This is a genomic window from Pseudomonas sp. WS 5059 (genome assembly GCF_012985525.1).
In the GTDB taxonomy this organism is placed as follows: domain Bacteria; phylum Pseudomonadota; class Gammaproteobacteria; order Pseudomonadales; family Pseudomonadaceae; genus Aquipseudomonas.
In genome coordinates, this window is the sequence record NZ_JAAQWO010000003.1 from 749762 (window position 1) to 768842 (window position 19081).

Annotated in this window: 19 protein-coding genes; 9 read left to right on the plus strand and 10 right to left on the minus strand. The window is 59.8% G+C overall.

What is annotated here, in order from left to right; genetic code table 11:
* The first annotated feature begins 68 nt into the window (after positions 1-68).
* Positions 69-1550, plus strand: coding sequence for an anthranilate synthase component I (trpE, locus tag HBO12_RS12400; protein WP_169953826.1), 1482 nt, complete (start codon positions 69-71; stop codon positions 1548-1550).
* Between the two features lie 105 nt (positions 1551-1655).
* On the opposite strand, the gene estP is transcribed toward trpE, so the two are convergent.
* Positions 1656-3578: an esterase EstP gene (gene estP / locus HBO12_RS12405; protein WP_170042262.1), complete on the minus strand. Its 1923-nt coding sequence runs from the start codon at positions 3576-3578 to the stop codon at positions 1656-1658.
* Between the two features lie 420 nt (positions 3579-3998).
* On the opposite strand from estP, the gene HBO12_RS12410 reads away from it, so the two are divergent.
* The 4 genes from HBO12_RS12410 to HBO12_RS12425 all read left to right on the plus strand — a co-directional run bounded on the left by HBO12_RS12410 (position 3999) and on the right by HBO12_RS12425 (position 7337).
* Positions 3999-4592 carry an aminodeoxychorismate/anthranilate synthase component II gene (locus HBO12_RS12410; protein WP_038443772.1) on the plus strand — a complete coding sequence of 198 codons (594 nt, stop codon included), beginning with the start codon at positions 3999-4001 and terminating at the stop codon, positions 4590-4592.
* Positions 4593-4601: 9 nt separating this feature from the next.
* Positions 4602-5651, plus strand: a complete 1050-nt coding sequence (trpD, locus tag HBO12_RS12415; RefSeq protein WP_032858515.1) for an anthranilate phosphoribosyltransferase — start codon at positions 4602-4604, stop codon at positions 5649-5651.
* Positions 5648-6484, plus strand: a complete 837-nt coding sequence (gene trpC, locus HBO12_RS12420; protein ID WP_169953828.1) for an indole-3-glycerol phosphate synthase TrpC — start codon at positions 5648-5650, stop codon at positions 6482-6484. The genes trpD and trpC overlap by 4 nt, the downstream gene beginning before the upstream one ends.
* 157 nt (positions 6485-6641) lie before the next feature.
* Complete coding sequence (locus HBO12_RS12425; protein WP_170042263.1) at positions 6642-7337, plus strand: lipoate--protein ligase family protein; 696 nt, start codon at positions 6642-6644, stop codon at positions 7335-7337.
* On the opposite strand, the gene crp is transcribed toward HBO12_RS12425, so the two are convergent.
* Entirely contained in the window at positions 7334-7978 is a 645-nt protein-coding gene (crp, locus tag HBO12_RS12430; RefSeq protein ID WP_169953830.1) for a cAMP-activated global transcriptional regulator CRP, read from the minus strand. The two genes, HBO12_RS12425 and crp, sit on opposite strands and share 4 nt — an antisense overlap.
* Before the next feature lie 234 nt (positions 7979-8212).
* On the opposite strand from crp, the gene HBO12_RS12435 reads away from it, so the two are divergent.
* A complete protein-coding gene (locus tag HBO12_RS12435; protein ID WP_169953831.1) occupies positions 8213-8635 on the plus strand; it encodes an OsmC family protein in 423 nt (140 codons plus the stop codon).
* A gap of 57 nt (positions 8636-8692) precedes the next feature.
* Here HBO12_RS12435 and coq7 read toward each other — a convergent pair whose 3' ends face one another.
* The 6 genes from coq7 to hemJ form a co-directional block, all read right to left on the minus strand.
* A complete protein-coding gene (coq7, locus tag HBO12_RS12440) occupies positions 8693-9340 on the minus strand; it encodes a 2-polyprenyl-3-methyl-6-methoxy-1,4-benzoquinone monooxygenase (protein WP_169953832.1) in 648 nt (215 codons plus the stop codon).
* 151 nt (positions 9341-9491) lie between these two features.
* Positions 9492-9830, minus strand: coding sequence for a histidine triad nucleotide-binding protein (locus HBO12_RS12445; protein ID WP_032858506.1), 339 nt, complete (start codon positions 9828-9830; stop codon positions 9492-9494).
* A gap of 46 nt (positions 9831-9876) precedes the next feature.
* Complete coding sequence (locus tag HBO12_RS12450; RefSeq protein WP_169953833.1) at positions 9877-10662, minus strand: SDR family NAD(P)-dependent oxidoreductase; 786 nt, start codon at positions 10660-10662, stop codon at positions 9877-9879.
* 63 nt (positions 10663-10725) lie between these two features.
* Positions 10726-11688 (minus strand): DUF805 domain-containing protein, encoded by a 963-nt coding sequence (locus HBO12_RS12455; protein WP_169953834.1) that lies wholly within the window; start codon positions 11686-11688, stop codon positions 10726-10728.
* 67 nt (positions 11689-11755) lie between these two features.
* Positions 11756-12718 carry an NAD(P)H-dependent flavin oxidoreductase gene (locus HBO12_RS12460; protein WP_169953835.1) on the minus strand — a complete coding sequence of 321 codons (963 nt, stop codon included), beginning with the start codon at positions 12716-12718 and terminating at the stop codon, positions 11756-11758.
* Positions 12719-12753: 35 nt separating this feature from the next.
* On the minus strand, positions 12754-13182 hold the full coding sequence (gene hemJ / locus HBO12_RS12465) for a protoporphyrinogen oxidase HemJ (RefSeq protein ID WP_169953836.1): 429 nt from the start codon (positions 13180-13182) through the stop codon (positions 12754-12756).
* 136 nt (positions 13183-13318) lie between these two features.
* Between hemJ and argC the strand changes: the two genes are divergently transcribed.
* Together argC and erpA are read left to right on the plus strand one after the other, a co-directional pair.
* Positions 13319-14353 carry an N-acetyl-gamma-glutamyl-phosphate reductase gene (gene argC, locus HBO12_RS12470; RefSeq protein WP_169953837.1) on the plus strand — a complete coding sequence of 345 codons (1035 nt, stop codon included), beginning with the start codon at positions 13319-13321 and terminating at the stop codon, positions 14351-14353.
* A 163-nt stretch (positions 14354-14516) separates the two neighbouring features.
* Entirely contained in the window at positions 14517-14867 is a 351-nt protein-coding gene (gene erpA / locus HBO12_RS12475; RefSeq protein WP_003176443.1) for an iron-sulfur cluster insertion protein ErpA, read from the plus strand.
* Between the two features lie 67 nt (positions 14868-14934).
* On the opposite strand, the gene HBO12_RS12480 is transcribed toward erpA, so the two are convergent.
* Positions 14935-16026, minus strand: coding sequence for an anhydro-N-acetylmuramic acid kinase (locus tag HBO12_RS12480; protein ID WP_169953838.1), 1092 nt, complete (start codon positions 16024-16026; stop codon positions 14935-14937).
* A gap of 3 nt (positions 16027-16029) precedes the next feature.
* Positions 16030-17442 carry a peptidoglycan DD-metalloendopeptidase family protein gene (locus tag HBO12_RS12485; RefSeq protein ID WP_169953839.1) on the minus strand — a complete coding sequence of 471 codons (1413 nt, stop codon included), beginning with the start codon at positions 17440-17442 and terminating at the stop codon, positions 16030-16032.
* A 210-nt stretch (positions 17443-17652) separates the two neighbouring features.
* Here HBO12_RS12485 and tyrS point away from each other — a divergent pair, with 210 nt between their 5' ends.
* Positions 17653-18852, plus strand: a complete 1200-nt coding sequence (gene tyrS / locus HBO12_RS12490; protein ID WP_170042264.1) for a tyrosine--tRNA ligase — start codon at positions 17653-17655, stop codon at positions 18850-18852.
* Positions 18853-19081 lie beyond the last annotated feature (229 nt).

Sequence of the window (19081 nt, forward strand, 5' to 3'; positions counted from 1 at the left end):
CTGATCCTGGCCGCGCTGCGGCACGTTTGCATACCTGACTGTTAGACCCTCACGCCACGAGGCACCTCATGATCCGCGAAGAATTCCTGCGTTTGGCCGCTGCCGGCTACAACCGCATCCCCATGGCCCGGGAAACCCTGGCTGACTTCGATACACCGCTGTCGATCTACCTGAAACTGGCCGATGAGCCCAATTCCTATCTGTTGGAATCGGTACAGGGCGGCGAGAAGTGGGGCCGGTATTCGATCATCGGCCTGCCGTGCCGCACGGTCCTGCGGGTGCATGACCATCACGTCAGCATCACCCATGACGGCATCGAGATCGAAAGCCACGATGTGCAAGACCCGCTGGCCTTCGTCGAAGCCTTCAAGGCGCGCTACAACGTGCCGACCATCCCTGGCCTGCCGCGTTTCAATGGCGGCCTGGTGGGGTATTTCGGCTACGACTGCGTGCGCTATGTAGAGCAGCGGCTGGGCAAATGCCCGAACCCCGATCCGTTGGGCGTACCGGACATCTTGCTGATGGTTTCCGACGCGGTGGTAGTGTTCGACAACCTGGCCGGCAAGATGCACGCGATCGTGCTCGCCGACCCGGCCCAGGCCGACGCGTTCGAGCAAGGCCAGGCCAGCCTCGAAGCCCTGCTGGACAAGCTGCGCCAGCCGATCACCCCGCGTCGCGGCCTGGACCTCAGCCGTCCACCGGCGGCCGATCCGGTGTTCCGTTCCAGCTTTACCCAGGATGACTACGAGCGCGCGGTCGATACCATCAAGGAGTACATCCTCGCCGGTGACTGCATGCAAGTGGTGCCGTCGCAGCGTATGTCCATCGACTTCAAGGCGGCGCCCATCGACTTGTACCGGGCCCTGCGTTGCTTCAACCCGACGCCGTATATGTACTTCTTCAACTTTGGTGACTTCCACGTGGTGGGCAGTTCGCCGGAAGTACTGGTGCGCGTCGAAGACAACCTGATCACCGTGCGCCCGATTGCCGGTACGCGCCCTCGTGGCGCGACCGAAGAGGCCGACCTGGCGCTCGAAGAGGACCTGCTGTCGGACGACAAGGAAATCGCCGAGCACTTGATGCTCATCGATCTTGGGCGTAACGACACCGGGCGCGTTTCGGAAATCGGCTCGGTGAAGCTCACCGAAAAAATGGTGATCGAGCGTTACTCCAACGTGATGCACATTGTGTCCAACGTCACCGGCGAGCTGAAGGCCGGCCTGACGGCCATGGACGCGCTGCGCGCAATTCTGCCAGCGGGCACCTTGTCTGGCGCACCGAAAATTCGCGCGATGGAAATCATCGACGAACTGGAGCCGGTCAAGCGTGGTGTCTACGGCGGCGCCGTGGGTTATTTCGCGTGGAATGGCAACATGGACACCGCCATTGCGATCCGCACGGCGGTGATCAAGGACGGTGAACTGCACGTCCAGGCGGGCGGCGGGATCGTGGCCGACTCGGTGCCGGCCCTTGAGTGGGAAGAAACCCTGAACAAGCGCCGAGCGATGTTCCGTGCGGTGGCGTTGGCCGAGCAGACGCCGCAAGACTGACGGTCGATCCCGATCTAAATGTGGGATTGGGCTTGTGTGGGAGCGGCGGTGCGACGATTCGACTTGCCGCTCCCACATTAGCTTTATGTTGTTCTTACGACCGGTTTAGAAATCCAGGCTCACCCCGACACTGACCCCTTGCTGGGTCAGGCTGTCATCCTTCCTCACGTTGTACGCCGCGCGCAGTGCCAACTCCTGGGTGAGCTTGTGGCTGACCCCGAGGCTCAGGCGATCGGAGTTGCTGCGGGGGGTGTAGCCGTCCAGCTTGAAATCGATCCCCTGCACGCTGTTGAGCGAAATATTCACCTTTTGGGTGTCATTCTCGAACTCATGCTCGTGAGCCACTTCGCCAAAAACCTGGGTTTGCGGAGTGACGCGGTAGCTACCCTGCAGGCCAACGCCCAGGCGCCTGGAGTCGCGTTGCTGATCATCAAAGGTCAGCGCGGTGGAGCGGTTGCCTTTTTCCCCGTAGCCATCGACTTCGACTCGCGCATAGTCGGCGCTGATGAACGGCGACAGGTGCCAATCGCTGCCGACGCCGGCAATGTCGTAGCCCACGCGACCACTCAAGGCCCAGAGCCAGCCGTCGGTGTCGCCTTTTTCCGAGCTTTCACTGACGCCCAGGGCGAACTTGCGCTTGAGGCTATCGAAGTCCAGCCTGCCGCCGGTCAACGCGGCATCAGCCCACCAGTGGTTGTGCTGATACTGGGCGAATGCGCTGCCCATGTAGCTGTTGAGCTTGTAGTCCGAGTCGCTGGCGCCGGCTTCGAGCGTCTGGCGATACAGCCCGGCTGCCACGCCTACGCGCCAACTGTCGTCGAGGCGATAGCTGGTGCCGACATTCAGGTTGTAGCCACTGCCGTCGCCACTGGCGGAGCTGCCTTGACCGTCGAAGTCCAGGCGCTGGCCACCACCGGCGACAATTGCGCGCCATTGGCCCACGGCCTGCCAGTTGCCGTTGTCCGCCTGCCATTGGTTGCGCAACTCATCCTGGTGGGCGCGCAGTGTGCCGTGGGCCATTTCCGGCAACAGCGTCAGCTCCCAGGGAGCGGCGAGCAGCGAATAGGCGTAGTCGGCGATCAAGCGTTGCCCGGCGACGGTGGGGTGGACCGAGTCGTTGTAGATCAGTTTGGTCGGGTCCGGGTTGGTGCCGCCGATGCCATAGGTCGGGTTGGCGGTGCAGCTGTTGCCACTGAAGCAGGTGCCGGTAAGGTTCTGCCCGGTCGCCAGGCCAAATCGGCCAGGGTCGGCGAAGGATTCCTGCAACAGCAGTGGAATATTCAACGGGATGATCTGGGCATCGATCTGCGACAGGCGCTGTACCAATGCCTGGTTGAAAATATTACTCAGGGCGGACGTCGCAGCTTGCTGCGGCGTGCCGTTGATGGCGGGTGTCAGGCCCAGGTCGGGCAGCATCCACACCATGATGTAGCGCGCGCCGGCTTGTTGCAGGGCCTGGGCACTGTCGGCCAGGCGCCCGCCTGCGGCAACGGCTTGGCCTGGACTGAGGACGCGCTGTTGCAGGAAGTCATTGCCGCCACCGGACAGAAAATACAGGGCGTTGGGGTCGGCGCGTCCGCCGTTTGCCGGCAGATACCCCTGGCGGCTGCGCAACACCGTGCCGGCGCCCGCATTGCCCGGAGGGATCGCCGTGTTGGATAGCGAGGTGATGGAATCCAGGATGTTGTCGGTACGGTAGCCGCCGACCGCCCAGTTGTTGCCATCAGGCAAGCCTTGGGCCGCGCGAACCGGCGAGGTGGAGGCATTCAGGTCGTTCGCTGCCACGCCTAGTTTGGAGCCCAGCAGGGTCGAGGAAACCAGGCCGTAGTCGCCCTGGAATGTGGGACCGGTACGGTTGGTAAAACGCAGGGTGGCACCGGACAGACCATCGGGAAACTGGCCCGCGTCCGCCAGGCTATCGCCGAAAACGACCATGGTTGAATAAGGTGAAGGGGCTGCAAACGCCTGCGCGCAGGCCAGCGCCAGGAGGCAGCCGGCAAGGGGCGCAACAAAAGATGGTCTGAGCATACGCAATTCCATGTGATTGTTTTTGTATCGGAAGTGAAACACTAGCAATGTAGTGGGAGTTGCCTGTGAGGAAAATCGTTTTTTTCCTACAAACCCTTTGTCATGCCCCCCGTATTTGCTGCTCCATATTGCACCGCTGGCGAGGCTACGTTACTGTGCGGGAACGTATGAATGAGACCCTCCCCGTGTTGATCATCAGCAAACTCTTGATGCGAGTAGTCAAGGCACACGCCCGTTGGCGTTGGCGCGCCTGAATTTTCTCTGCCGGCCCGGCCGGACCTGTACCGATTTGCCTTCTTCACCCTTTGTTCGACGCCCCTTGCCGGCTGACCCCGGCAACCGGAAAGTGCGTCTGGCAGCGGGTCACTCTCTTGGAAGGCGGTCATTCGAAATCAGTGAATTCAAGAGGTTTGAACCCACATGTTGCTGATGATTGATAACTACGACTCCTTTACCTACAACGTTGTGCAATACCTGGGCGAGCTCGGTGCCGAGGTCAAGGTGGTGCGCAACGATGAAATGACCGTGGCACAGATTGCTGCCCTGAACCCTGAGCGCATTGTGGTTTCCCCTGGCCCGTGCACGCCGACCGAGGCGGGTATCTCCCTGGAAGCCATCCAGTTTTTCGCCGGCAAGCTGCCGATCCTCGGGGTTTGCCTGGGCCACCAGTCCATCGGCCAGGCGTTCGGCGGCGACGTAGTGCGCGCCCGCCAGGTGATGCACGGCAAGACCAGCCCGGTGTTCCATAATGATCAGGGCGTGTTCCAGGGCCTGAACCTGCCGGTGACGGTGACCCGCTACCACTCGTTGGTGGTCAAGCGCGAAACCTTGCCCGAGTGCCTGGAGCTGACGGCCTGGACCCAGTTGGAAGACGGCTCGGTCGACGAGATCATGGGCCTGCGGCACAAGACACTGAATGTCGAAGGGGTGCAATTTCACCCTGAATCGATTCTGACCGAGCAGGGCTACGAGCTGTTCGCCAACTTTCTCAAGCAGAGCGGCGGCACGCGCTAAGGACTTTCCATGGATATCAAGACTGCCCTGAGCCGTATCGTCGGCCATCTGGACCTGAGCACCGCTGAAATGAGCGATGTGATGCGCGAAATCATGACCGGTCAATGCACCGATGCGCAGATTGGCGCCTTTATGATGGCCATGCGCATGAAGAGCGAGAGCATCGACGAAATCGTCGGCGCCGTCTCGGTGATGCGCGAGTTGGCGGACAAGGTCGAACTCAAGACCCTCGACGGCGTGGTCGATGTGGTCGGCACCGGCGGCGATGGTGCGAATATTTTCAACGTCTCGACCGCCTCCTCCTTCGTGGTGGCGGCTGCCGGTTGCACCGTGGCCAAGCACGGCAACCGTGCTGTATCCGGCAAGAGCGGCAGTGCCGACCTGCTGGAGGCAGCAGGTATCTACCTGAACCTGACCCCGGTTCAGGTGGCGCGCTGCATCGACAACGTTGGCATCGGCTTTATGTTTGCCCAGTCCCACCATGGTGCGATGAAACACGCCGCCGGACCGCGCAAGGACCTTGGCCTGCGTACCCTGTTCAACATGCTTGGCCCGCTTACGAATCCGGCCGGTGTGAAACATCAGGTGGTGGGCGTGTTCAGCCAGGCACTGTGCCGGCCATTGGCCGAAGTCCTGCAGCGCCTGGGTAGCAAGCATGTGCTGGTGGTGCACTCCAAGGATGGCCTGGACGAATTCAGTCTTGCGGCGCCGACCTTTGTGGCGGAACTGAAGAACGATCAGGTCACTGAGTATTGGGTCGAGCCAGAGGATCTGGGCATGAAGAGCCAGAGCCTGCACGGCCTGGCGGTGGAAAGCCCGGCCGCTTCCCTGGAATTGATTCGCGATGCCCTGGGGCGTCGCAAGACTGAAAACGGTCAGAAAGCGGCAGAGATGATTGTTCTGAATGCTGGCGCGGCACTTTACGCAGCCGATCACGCCTATAGTCTTACAGAAGGTGTCGCCTTGGCCCACGATGCGCTGCATACGGGTCTGGCTCGCGAAAAGCTCGAAGAGCTGGGAGCATTCACGGCCGTATTCAAAATGGAGAATGAAGGATGAGCGTGCCAACAGTCCTGGAAAACATCCTCGCCCGTAAAGCTGAAGAAGTCGCCGAGCGCCGCGCCCGCGTGAGCCTGGCCGAGCTGGAAGGCCTGGCGAAAAGCGCCGATGCACCGCGCGGCTTCGCCAATGCCCTGATCACCCAGGCCAAGCTCAAGCAGCCAGCGGTGATCGCCGAGATCAAAAAGGCCTCGCCAAGCAAAGGCGTGATCCGCGAGCACTTCGTGCCAGCAGAGATTGCTGCCAGCTATGAGAAAGGCGGGGCGACCTGCCTTTCGGTGTTGACCGATATCGACTACTTCCAGGGCTCCGACGCTTACCTGCAACAAGCACGCGCCGCGTGCAAGTTGCCGGTGATCCGCAAGGACTTCATGATCGACCCGTACCAGATCGTCGAGGCCCGGGCGTTGGGCGCCGATTGCGTGCTGTTGATTGTTTCGGCGCTGGACGACGTGCAGATGGCCGAACTGGCGGCAGTTGCCAAGGGCGTGGGCCTGGATGTATTGGTCGAGGTCCACGACGGTGACGAACTGGAACGCGCGCTGAAAACCCTCGACACACGCTTGGTGGGGGTCAACAACCGCAACCTGCACACCTTTGAGGTCAGCCTCGAAACCACGCTGGACTTGCTGCCGCGCATTCCCCGCGACCGCCTGGTGATTACCGAGAGCGGTATCGTCAATCGTGCGGATGTGGAGCTGATGGAAATCAGCGACGTCTACTCGTTCCTGGTTGGCGAGACCTTTATGCGCGCGGAGAATCCTGGGGCTGAGTTGCAGCGCCTGTTTTTCCCGGAGCGTGGTCTGCCGGTCAGCGGCTCGACGCTGGATTGATTCAAAACGCGGTCACGGTAGGAGCTGGCTTGTGTGGGAGCTGGCTTGCCTGCGATAGCAGACTTTCAGTCAATGCATTGGTGACTGATACGTTGCTATCGGGAGCAAGCCAGCTCCCACATTTGTTTTTGTGTTTATTCAGAGAGGTAGATGCCCGATGATCCAGCCCGTAGCGATGACCGTTGAAGCAGGCCTTGCCGCCGAGCAAGACTTGCTGGCCGCCGTCTGCGCGGGTGAGCAATCATTCGGCCTGCTGTTTTGGCAACCCAGTGACCAGGCATTGGTAATGCCTCGGCGTCTGAGCCGCCTGCCCGCATTTGACGCGGCCAGCCAGGTATCGGCGGCCCACGGCTGGCCGGTGTTGCTGCGCGAAACCGGGGGCGAGCCGGTGCCGCAGTCAGCGGCGACGGTGAACATTGCACTGGTCTACGCGCCGCCACGTAGTGAGGGCGACCAGGGTCGGATTGAAACCGGATATTTGCGCCTGTGCCAACCCATCTGCGATTTGCTGACCGAGTTGGGCGGCGATGCCTCCGTGGGCGAAATCGACGGTGCCTTTTGCGATGGTCGCTATAACGTCAATCTCGACGGACGCAAGATGGTCGGCACTGCCCAGCGTTGGCGCCAGAGTGGTGGGCGCCCGGTGGGCCTGGTGCATGGCGCACTGTTGCTGGATAACCATCGTGAGGAACTGATTGCTGCGGTCAATCGCTTCAATCAGGCGTGTGGCCTGGAGCAACGGGTGCGCGCTGACAGCCATATCGCCCTGCATGAAGCTTTTGCGGCGCCGGATGCGATCAGCCGCCTCGACGGTTTGTACCGGCAGATGCTGGCGCAGGTCTTTGCGCACTAGCGAGTGCCGAACACCACCATCGTCTTGCCTTTGACGTGAACCAGGTTGCGTTCCTCCAGATCCTTGAGCACTCGACCGACCATCTCCCGCGAACAACCGACGATGCGCCCGATTTCCTGGCGCGTAACCTTGATCTGCATGCCGTCGGGATGAGTCATGGCGTCTGGCTGCTTGCACAGCTCCAGCAGGCAGCGGGCGACACGCCCGGTGACATCGAAGAACGCCAGGTCGCCGACTTTGCGGGTGGTGTTGCGCAAGCGCTGGGCAATCTGGCCGCTCAGGGCGTAGAGGATGTCTGGATCCTGTTCGGCCAGCTCGCGAAATTTTGCATAGCTGATTTCCGCGACCTCACACTCGATCTTGGCCCTCACCCAGGCGCTACGCTCCTGTTCTTTTCCGGCTTGCTCAAACAGGCCCAGCTCGCCGAAAAAGTCCCCGGTATTGAGGTAGGCGATGATCATCTCGCGGCCGTCTTCATCCTCGATCAGGATCGTGACCGAACCTTTGATAATGAAGAACAGGGTTTCCGAGCGCTCCCCGGCGCAGATGATGTTCTGCTTGGCCGGATAGCGTCGACGCTGACAGTGGGTCAGCAACTTATCGAGGTTCTTGATCTTGGGTATGGGGGTAATAGCAACCATGGTTGTATCCCGAAAAGACTGCACGGTGTGGTTGGACTTATATTTTTATCGAGCGAGGTCCATCCAATGGATGGCAATGCGCCATTGATTTGGCGCCAGCTTAACAGACACATTCTGACTCGATCAGGGAATTTATCTATCACGGCCTACTGTTGATCGTATTGCGGGTGGGCACTGCGCTCGCGAGGGCCTGTGATAAGCTGGCGCCCCTTTTTTAGCAGTGGAGTCTGGGCGATGAAGGCACGCATCCAATGGGCGGGCGAAGCCATGTTCCTCGGTGAATCGGGCAGCGGCCATGTGGTGGTCATGGATGGCCCGCCGGAAGCCGGTGGTCGCAACCTGGGTGTACGGCCCATGGAAATGCTCCTGCTTGGCGTGGGCGGCTGCAGCAACTTCGATGTGGTCAGCATCCTGAAGAAGTCGCGCCAGGCGGTGGAAAGCTGCGAAGCCTTTCTAGAAGCCGAACGCGCGACTGAAGACCCGAAGGTGTTCACCAAGATCCATATGCATTTTGTGGTCAAGGGCCGCGCGCTGAAAGAAGCGCAGGTCAAGCGGGCCGTCGAGCTGTCGGCGCAGAAGTACTGCTCGGCCTCGATTATGCTCGGCGCGGCCGGTGTGGCCATTACTCATGATTACGAGATCGTTGAGTTGGGTTGATCACTGGATCAACCGGCAAAAAAGAAAGGGCGCTTTGAAAGCGCCCTTTTTTGCAGCTCAGATCCGGTAGGTGCTTTTGGTCATGACCTTGGCCAGCAGGCTCATGCCAAACCTAACCGGTGCCGGGAAGCGGAAACCGCCGGCATCCAGTGCGCTTTCTGCGTGATGTTCTTCGTCGATACGCATCTGCTCAAGAATCGCCCGGGACTTTTCGTCCTCGGCCGGCAGTTGTTCCAGATGCTCATCCAGGTGCTTGCAGACCTGGTGCTCGGTCGCTGCGACAAAACCCAGGCTGACCTTGTCGCTGATCAGGCCGGCAGCGGCGCCGATACCAAACGACAAACCATAAAACAGTGGGTTCAGCACGCTGGGGTGGCTGCCCAATTGGCGGATACGTTGTTCACACCAGGCCAGGTGGTCGATTTCTTCCTCGGCCGCATGCTCCATGGCTGCGCGTACTTGCGGCAGCTTGGCGGTCAATGCCTGACCCTGGTACAGCGCCTGGGCACAGACTTCACCGGTATGGTTGATACGCATCAGGCCTGCGACGTGGCGGGTATCCGTCTCGCTCATTTGCGCTTCGGGTTGCACGATGGCAGGTGACGGGCGATACGGCTGGCCGCTGAAGGGCAGCAGCGTGCGCATGGCCGTGTCGGCTTGCAGCAACAGTCGGTCAATCGGCGAGTAGTGACGTTGGGTAGTCATGCTGACCTCCGGGAAAAATCTCGGCGGCCAGTTTACCGCAAGAGAGGGGCGTGCGTTTGCGCTGGGTCATGCTTCTTATAAGGGCTGGCTTGCCGGCGATGAGGCTCTTGAGGCCGCCATCGCCGGCAAGCCGGCCCCTACAATTGGGGTTTCAGCCCGGTGGCCAGTTCATCTGGCGTTGACCCAGTACATGCATATGAATGTGATAGACGGTCTGGCCGCCATCTTCATTGCAGTTCATTACCACGCGAAAGCCTTTTTCGCAGCCTTGCTCCACGGCCAGGCGCTGGGCGGTGAACAGGATGTGTCCTGCCAGGCCTTTGTCCTCTTCCGTCAGGTCGTTGAGGGTGCGGATCGGCTTCTTCGGAATCACCAGGAAATGCACGGGGGCCATTGGCGCAATATCGTGGAAGGCCAGGACCTGGTCATCCTCGTAGATAATCCTCGCGGGTATTTCTCTGTTGATGATCTTGGTGAACAGAGTATCCACAGCTGTTTCTCCATTATGAAAGTGCAGGGTGAGTGTACCCAGCAGGTCAACGCGGGCAATAGGCCTTGTTGATGGCGCCGGCAATCTTGCGGGTCAGCCAGCGTGGGCTCAAGCGCGGGCTGAACGCCAGCCAGCGATTACGGCGACCGGGAACAATGATCGCCTTGTTCTTTGCCAGGGCACGTACGGTGTGCAGTGCCACTTCTTCCGGGCTTATCAGCTGCTGACGGTCCAGCTTGGCGGTGTCCATCTGTGCGGTGCCGAAGAAGGCGGTGCGTGTCGGGCCGGGGCAGAGCACTGAAACCTTGATGCCGCAGCTCTTCAGCTCTTCGCGCAGGCCTTCGGAGAAATGCAGCACATAGGCCTTGCTGGCGTAATAGGTGCTCATCCATGGCCCCGGCTGGAAGGCTGCGACCGAGGCGACGTTGAGAATCTGCCCACCACCGTGCAGGGCCATGGAGTTACCCAGCGCGTGGCACAGGCGGGTCAGGGCAAGGATGTTGACTTCGATCAGGTCCTGCTCGGTCATCCAGTCCTGGGCGAGGAATGGGCCACTGGTGCCGATACCGGCGCAGTTGACCAGCAAGTCGATCTGCCGCTCACCTTCTTCCAGCTCTAGCAGGAACCCAGACAGGCGCAATGGCTCGCCCAGGTCACAGGCGCGGAACAACACTTCGACGCCAAAGCGTTGGGTCAGCTCAATGGCAATACTTTCCAACTGATCACGCTGGCGGGCCACCAGAATCAAGCTGCGGCCGCGACGGGCCAGTGCTTCAGCCAAGGCCAGGCCGATGCCGCTGGAGGCACCGGTGATCAGAGCGTAACGGGTCATGCGTTTCTCCATCGCAACGCCACCGAGCCTGCGACAGATGCGTCACAGGCGTGGGGCGTTTCTTCATTCTTGCGTAGAGTCTACAGGTTCGGCCGCATCGTCAGCACTTTGCACATCTTCTTCACCCACGATGACGCTCTGATCAGCGTCTTCATCGGTGGTCATGGAGCTGTTTTCATAGCCACCGTCCACGCTGCTTTCGAGCTGGTCCAGGTAACCGCTCATGGCCAGCATCACCGTAGCGGCGAATATCAATGGGAGCAGTGCCAGCCACAGGGTGGCCAGGACCTTCACCGCGGTCGAGTTGCGTGGCGGTGGCGCACCATACTGGTTGGCACCCGCATTGCCAGGCAGCACGATCAGCAGGATCGGGAAAATGCTGCCCACGATCGGTACAAGGTTCAGGAACCATAACCAGCCGGACCAGCCCAGGTCATGTAGGCGCTGCACGGTGATCTGGACACTGATCCACACAGATGCCACGAGCACGACGAAACCGAGCAGTGAGCCAATGATGATCGCCGCAGTGGGAGATACCGCGGCAATACCCAGGCCCACGGTAAACAGGGCGCCCACGACGGTGAACAAGGCCAGGCTCAGCACCAGGGTCCAGGCGAGGAAGCGCAAGCGCCCGATACGCCCGTTGACGGTAAACACCTTGAGGGTGGAAAACTCTGGAAGGTTTTCCCCTACAACTGCGCGCGGCGGTGCGTATGGTGAGGCGGCTGGACGCGAGAAATCGGCGGTCGCGGAGTCGGTCTCATGGGTTTCAGCCAGGCTGAAGGCCACGGGTTGTTCGGCTTCGATGCGCGCATCGACGCCGGCGTTTTTCAGGGCTGCCAGATAGGTGTCGGCATCGGCGTGAGACAGGTCGCGCTTCAAGGCCACCGGGCGCCCGGTGAAGAGTTTTTCAATCGCTTCGACGTCGCTTTTGAACAATTCGGCCAGGTTCAGCTTGGCGGTGGTGCTTTCGACACCCGGGAGCAGGGCTCCATCAAACACAATCTTGAAACGGTTGTCGCTCATGCGGGCATCCTTGTCACTTTTCAGGGGTAATGCAGGCCTGCTTCAATCGGCAGGCCTGGCGGGTGAGTCAGCGCGGCCAGCGCAATTGTGCCGCTTGCTCGCGTGCCTTGCGGTATTCGGCATCGAGGCGGGCAACCAGTTCATCGACGCTGGGCAAATCGTCAATCTCTCCGACGCCTTGGCCGGCGGACCATACAGTCTTCCAGGCCTTTGCCTCGTCGCTGAGTGGCTTGAGCTTGGAGCCAAAGTTCACTTCGCCCTTGCCTTGCAGGGCGGCAAGGTCGAAACCGGCGTTTTCCAGGCTTTGGCGCATAAAGCTTGCGGGCACGCCCGACACCGCCGGAGTGTGCACGATATCGGCTGCGCGCGATGTGAGCAGCATCTCTTTATAGGCATCGGGGGCGTGGCTTTCAGTGGTGCCGATAAAGCGCGTGCCGAAATACGCGAGGTCAGCCCCGAGCAATTGTGCGGCGAGGATCTCGTGCCCATGGTTCAGGCAGCCTGCCAGCAGGAGGGTCTTGTCGAAGAACTGGCGGATCTCGGCGATCAGCGAGAACGGGCTCCAGGTGCCGGCATGGCCGCCAGCCCCCGCCGCCACGGCGATCAGTCCGTCGACGCCGGCTTCTGCGGCTTTTTCGGCGTGGCGCCGGGTAGTGACGTCGTGGAACACCAGGCCGCCGTAGCTGTGTACGGCGTCTACCAATTCCTTGACCGCACCCAGGCTGGTGATAACGATCGGCACCTTGTGCTCGACGCAGATCGCCAGGTCAGCCTCAAGGCGCGGGTTGCTGTTGTGCACGATCAGGTTGACCGCGTAGGGCGCGGGGTTTTCCAGCAGTGCCAGGCCCGCCTCGATTTCTTCCAGCCAGGCCTTGAACCCGCTGCTTTCGCGCTGGTTGAGTGCCGGGAAACTCCCGACCACGCCATTGCGGCAGCACGCCAGGACCAGTTGCGGATTGGAAATCAGGAACATCGGCGCAGCCACCACGGGCAGGCGTAGGCGTTGTTCTAGCAAAGCGGGCAGCGACATTGGAAGTACCCCAGGTTAAGTGCGGCTGATTAGAGTTAGAACGGCTTTACGACGACCAAAATTACAATAGCCAGCAATATCAGAACTGGCACTTCATTGAACCAGCGATAAAAGACATGGCTGCGGGTGTTTTCGCCACGGGCAAAACGTTTTACCTGGGCGCCACACATATGGTGGTAGCCGATCAGGATCACCACCAAGGTCAGCTTGGCGTGCATCCAGCCACCCTGGCTGAAGACACTCGGGTTAAGGCTGATCAACCAGATACCGAATACCAGCGTGGCGATCATCGCTGGCAGCATGATGCCCTTGTACAGCTTGCGCTCCATGATGCAGAAGCGCTCCTGGCTGACGGCATCCTGGCTTTGTGCGTGGTAGACGAACAGGCGCGGAAGGTAAAACAGCCCGGCAAACCAGCAGACAATGCTGACGATATGAAAGGCTTTGAGCCATAGATAAAGCATTTTTAGTTATTCCCAGGTTCACGGTAACTGGAGATAGTAGAGGTTAGAGTGCGCGCACGTCACGTTGACGGTTGTCGCAGAACGATACGGCCCCTATTATCGACGGCTTTCCAGTGGGTTCGTTGAGGGCAGGTTTATGGTCAAGGTCGGTATCGTCGGCGGCACGGGTTACACCGGTGTCGAATTGCTGCGTCTGTTGGCTCAGCATCCGCAAGCTGAGGTGGTGGTCATCACCTCCCGATCCGAGGCCGGCCTGGCCGTTGCCGATATGTATCCCAACCTGCGCGGTCATTACGACGGCCTGGCGTTCAGCGTTCCGGATATCAAGACCCTGGGCGCCTGCGATGTGGTGTTTTTCGCGACCCCCCACGGTGTTGCCCATGCGTTGGCCGGCGAGCTGCTGGCCGCCGGGACCAAGGTCATCGACCTCTCTGCGGACTTCCGCCTGCAGGATGCCGATGAGTGGGCCAAGTGGTACGGCCAGCCCCATGGTGCTCCAGAGCTGCTTGAAGAGGCGGTGTATGGTTTGCCAGAGGTTAATCGTGAGCAGATCAAGCAGGCGCGTCTGATCGCCGTGCCGGGTTGCTATCCGACGGCTACCCAGTTGGGTTTCCTACCGCTGCTGGAAGCTGGCCTGGCGGACGCCTCGCGCCTGATTGCCGACTGCAAGTCGGGGGTCAGCGGTGCCGGTCGTGGTGCGGCTGTAGGCTCCTTGTACTCCGAGACCTCGGAAAGCATGAAGGCGTATGCCGTAAAGGGGCATCGCCATCTGCCGGAAATTCGCCAGGGACTGCGGCGTGCGGCTGGCAGTGACGTCGGCCTGACGTTCGTGCCGCACCTGACCCCGATGATCCGTGGGATTCACTCGACACTGTATGCAACGGTCGTAGATCGCTCGGTGGATCTGCAGGCATTGTTTGAAAAGCGTTATGCCAATGAGCCGTTCGTCGATGTAATGCCTGCCGGTAGCCACCCGGAAACCCGCAGCGTGCGCGGTGCCAACGTGTGCCGGATTGCCGTGCATCGGCCGCAGGATGGCGACCTGGTAGTGGTGCTGTCGGTAATCGATAACTTGGTCAAGGGCGCGTCGGGCCAGGCTGTACAGAACTTGAACATCTTGTTCGGCCTGGATGAGAAGCTCGGTTTGTCCCACGCCGGCATGCTGCCTTAAGGCGTTGGCTGCTGTGCAAAAGGCCCGTTGATCGGGCCTTTTGTGTTTTTAAGGGGCGCCGGGCAGATTGATATACCGTAACAATAGTTGACCGCTTTTCTAGGAGAAGCGGATAATGGCCGCCATCACGCATATGGCGGCGCTACGCCGGGAGATTATCAGCATGAGCGTTGAATCCTTCACCCCCACGGCTTTGCAATTCACCCACGGTGCTGCGCACAAGGTGAAGAGCCTGGTCGATGAAGAGGGTAATGATCGCTTGAAGCTGCGCGTATTCGTTACGGGCGGCGGTTGTTCAGGGTTTCAGTACGGCTTTACCTTCGATGAAGATGTGGCCGATGACGACACCATCGTCGAGCGCGAGGGCGTAAGCCTGGTCGTGGATCCGATGAGCTTCCAGTACTTGGCAGGCGCCGAGGTGGATTACCAGGAAGGTTTGGAAGGCTCGCGCTTTGTGATCAAGAACCCGAATGCCACCACGACGTGTGGTTGCGGTTCGTCGTTCTCGATCTGATCGATAGCGGATAGGCAAAACGCCGCTTGGCTCTTATGGAGCCAGGCGGCGTTTTGCTATGTGCGTGTCAGGCGGGGTAGATCGCGCCAAGTACGCGAAGGCCGCGTGCACCCGTCACGCTTGGGCGGTTGGCGGCGATGCCTTCAAGGCAGCAATGGGCCAGCCAGGCGAAGGCCATGGCTTCCACCCAGTCAGGGTCTACGCCGTGGGTGGCGGTGCTGCTCACGCGGGTGGCCGGTAGCATGGCGGCGAGGCGCTTCATCAGCGTCGTGTTGTAGGCGCCGCCGCCACATACCAGCAGGGTCTCGGTGTGCGGCTGTGCGGTTTTCAACGACTCGACGATAGTCTGCGCCGTCAGCTCCAGCAGCGTGGCCTGGACATCCTGTGCATCGAATGATGGCAGTCGACCGAGGTGGTGCTCCAGCCAAGACAGGTTGAAGACTTCGCGCCCAGTGCTTTTCGGGCCCTGGGTCAGGAAGAAAGGGTCGCTGAGCAACGCGGTGAGCAGCTGTGGCTCGATCTTTCCTGTCGCAGCCCATTGGCCGTCGCGGTCAAAGGTGTCGCCCCGTTGCTGGTGAATCCAGGCGTCGAGCAGGACGTTGCCCGGGCCGCAGTCAAACCCCGCTACTGGTTTGCCGGTCTCGATCAGGCTCAGATTGCTGAAGCCGCCGACATTCAGCACTGCCCGGTTGCCGCTGGTCTGGCCGAACAGCGCTTCGTGAAAGGCAGGCACCAGTGGCGCACCCTGGCCACCGGCGGCCACATCGCGACTACGGAAGTCACTGACGACGGTTATTCCAGTCAGCTCGGTCAGTAAAGCGGGGTTGCCAATCTGCACGGTAAAGCCGCGGGCAGGTTCGTGGCGAATAGTCTGCCCATGACTGCCAATCGCCCGGATGTCGGCGGGCGTGAGTTGCTGTTGCTCAAGCAGGGCATGAATGCCCTGGGCGGCGAGGGTGACCCAGTTTTGCTGGGCAATCGCCGAGCGCGCAATCTCGTCCGGGCCGCTGGCACAAAGGCCCAGCAGCTCCGCACGCAGGGATTCAGGCATGGGGATGTAATGCGTGGCGATCAGCTTGACCGCCGTGTTTTGCTCGATCAGCGCAATGTCCAGGCCGTCGAGGCTGGTCCCGGACATCACACCTATATAGAGCGCCATCGCTTAGCGCTTCGCCGAAGCCAGCATGGTGGCGCGTTCCTGGTCCATGCGTGCCATCAGCGGCTGGCTTTGCTGAAGAAAGCGGGCGCGCTCGGCCTTGGCGATGGGGTCGGCCATAGGCAACTTCTGGCCTAGCGGGTCGACGTGCACGCCGTTGACCTGGAACTCATAATGCAGGTGCGGGCCGGTGGACAGGCCGGTGGTGCCGATATAGCCGATCACCTGGCCTTGCTTGACGTTGCCGCCGGTCTTCACGCCTTTGGCAAAGCCTTGCATATGCCCGTACAGCGTACGGTAGCTGTTGCCGTGCTGGATGATAACGGTATTGCCGTAGCCGCCCCGGCGCCCGGCCAGTAGCACCTTGCCGTCACCGGCAGCCTTGATTGGCGTGCCGCGGGGTGCTGCATAGTCCACACCTTTGTGGGCGCGGATTTTGTTCAGAATTGGATGCTTGCGGCCCATGGAAAAACGCGAGCTAATACGGGCGAAGTCAACCGGAGTACGGATGAAGGCCTTGCGCATGCTATTGCCGTCGGCGGTGTAGTAGCTGCTATTGCCTTGTTTGTTGGTGTAGCGCACAGCGGTGTAGGTCTTGCCGCGGTTGGTAAAGCGCGCCGACAGGATATTGCCGGTGCCGACAACCTTGCCATTGGCCACCTTTTGCTCGTAGATCACGTCGAACTCGTCACCCTGGCGAATATCCTGAGCAAAATCGATGTCGTAGCCAAACACGCTGGCCATGTCCATGGTCATGCTGTGGGACAGGCCTGCGCGCGCCGCCGACTGGGACAGCGAGCTGTTGATCACGCCATGAATATAGGCAGAGCGCATTACCGGCTTGGTGGTCACGCGATTGAAGGCAAAGCCCTTGGCGCCCTTGGTCAGGGTGATGCTTTCAAGGTCATTGAGATTGCTGTGCAGGGTGGTCAGTTGACCGTCTGGGCTGAGCTCGAACTCAAGCTTCTGGCCGCGCTTGAGCTGGGTGAATTGCTTGGCTTGCTTGTCGCTGGCCAGCACATCGTTAACGGTCGCGGCTGGAAGGCCGACTTTCTCGAACAGTGTCGACAGTGTGTCGCCTTTGGCCACGATCACTTCACGGTGTTCGGGACCTTTTGCTACCTGGGGTACAGGTGCTGCCTGGGCGGTTTCCTTGGTGTCATCCGTGCTGTCTTCAATCTGTGCAAAGGGTGACTCGACGCTCGCGGTTGTGGCTTGTTGGGCGTCAGAAGCGTCTTGGTCTTGTGTCAGTTGTTCAACCGGACTCTCCAAGTCAAGACTCAGGGTCGTTCGTTTGGCTTCTACGTCACTGGAAGGGAATACCAGGAGTGCCAGACTGAGAAGGGCGGCGATACCACTTGCGGCGAGCAGGTGGGTCTTCGGGTAAAGCGGCGGCGCTTTAGACGGTTCAGTGGTCATAGGTAATTTTGACTTTGAAAAGATGAAATGGAAAAGATGAATGACATGATGAAGATGAAATAACTGTATAAAATATAACCAAATCATCTGTGGTGCAAGCTTGCGAATGCCGGGCTCGCCGAATGGTGTCCGTTTGCAGGGCAAAACTTGTAATTAGTCCCTGATCTTGTATGGTTGGTTCCCTTTGAATCTGAGCTTTGCGGGTCTGTTATGAAGTCGGTTGAAGAGCAGCTAGCGCTGATCAAACGTGGTGCGGAAGAACTGTTGGTCGAGGCCGAGCTGATCGAAAAGCTCAAGCGTGGCCAACCCCTTCGTATTAAGGCTGGCTTTGATCCGACGGCACCGGATCTGCACCTGGGTCATACCGTGCTTATTAATAAGCTGCGTCAGTTCCAGGAGCTGGGGCACCAGGTGATCTTCCTTATAGGTGATTTCACCGGGATGATCGGCGATCCGAGCGGCAAGAGTGCTACGCGCCCGCCGCTGACCCGTGAACAGGTCCTCGATAATGCCGAGACCTACAAGACTCAGGTCTTCAAGATTCTTGATCCGGCCAAGACCGAAGTGGCGTTCAATTCCACTTGGATGGATAAAATGGGGCCGGCGGACTTCATTCGTCTGACGTCCCAGTACACCGTTGCGCGGATGCTCGAGCGCGATGACTTCGATAAACGCTACTCCACCAATCAGCCCATCGCGATTCACGAGTTCCTGTACCCGTTGGTTCAAGGGTATGACTCGGTGGCGCTGCGTGCGGATGTCGAGCTGGGCGGTACCGATCAGAAGTTCAACCTGTTGATGGGGCGTGAGCTGCAGCGCGCGTATGGTCAGGAGGCTCAATGCATTCTGACCATGCCATTGCTGGAAGGGTTGGATGGCGTGAAGAAGATGTCCAAGTCGTTGGGCAACTATGTCGGCATCCAGGAAGCGCCGGGTGTGATGTACGGCAAGCTGGTTTCTATCCCTGATGCTTTGATGTGGCGGTACTTCGAGTTGTTGAGCTTCCGCTCGATGGATGAGATCAACGCATTGCGTGCCGATGTGGAGGCGGGTGCGAACCCGCGGGACGTCAAGATCAAGCTGGCGGAAGAAATTGTTGCGCGCTTCCATGGCGAGGAGGCTGCGGCCAGTGCTCATCGTGCTGCGGGCAATCGTATGAAGGATGGTGAGCTGCCGGATGATCTGCCTGAGATTGAATTGACTGCTGGCGAGGCGATGCCGATCGCGGCTGTCCTTAATAAGGCGGGATTGGTGAAGAACTCGGCGGTTGCACGCGACCTTCTCGGTTCCGGTGGTGTGCGTATAGATGGTGAGGTTGTCGATCGCTCCTTTATATACGAGCTGGGTGCGACCCACGTTTGCCAGGCTGGCAAGAAGGCATTTGCGCGGATTACGCTTAAATCCGAATAAACCTGAAAGTAACGGTTGACGGCGATTTATATCTGTCTATAATTCGCCCCACTTCCGGCGCAGTCGAAACGGAAAACTCCTTGGTAAACAAAGAGTTATGTGGTTTTCGGCAGCAGGTTGCTTCAGTTCATCGAAGCCAAAAGGAAGTTGAAAAAGAGGTGTTGACAGCAGCGTGTAACGCTGTAGAATTCGCCTCCCGCTGACGAGAGATCGAAAGCGCAAGTGGTTG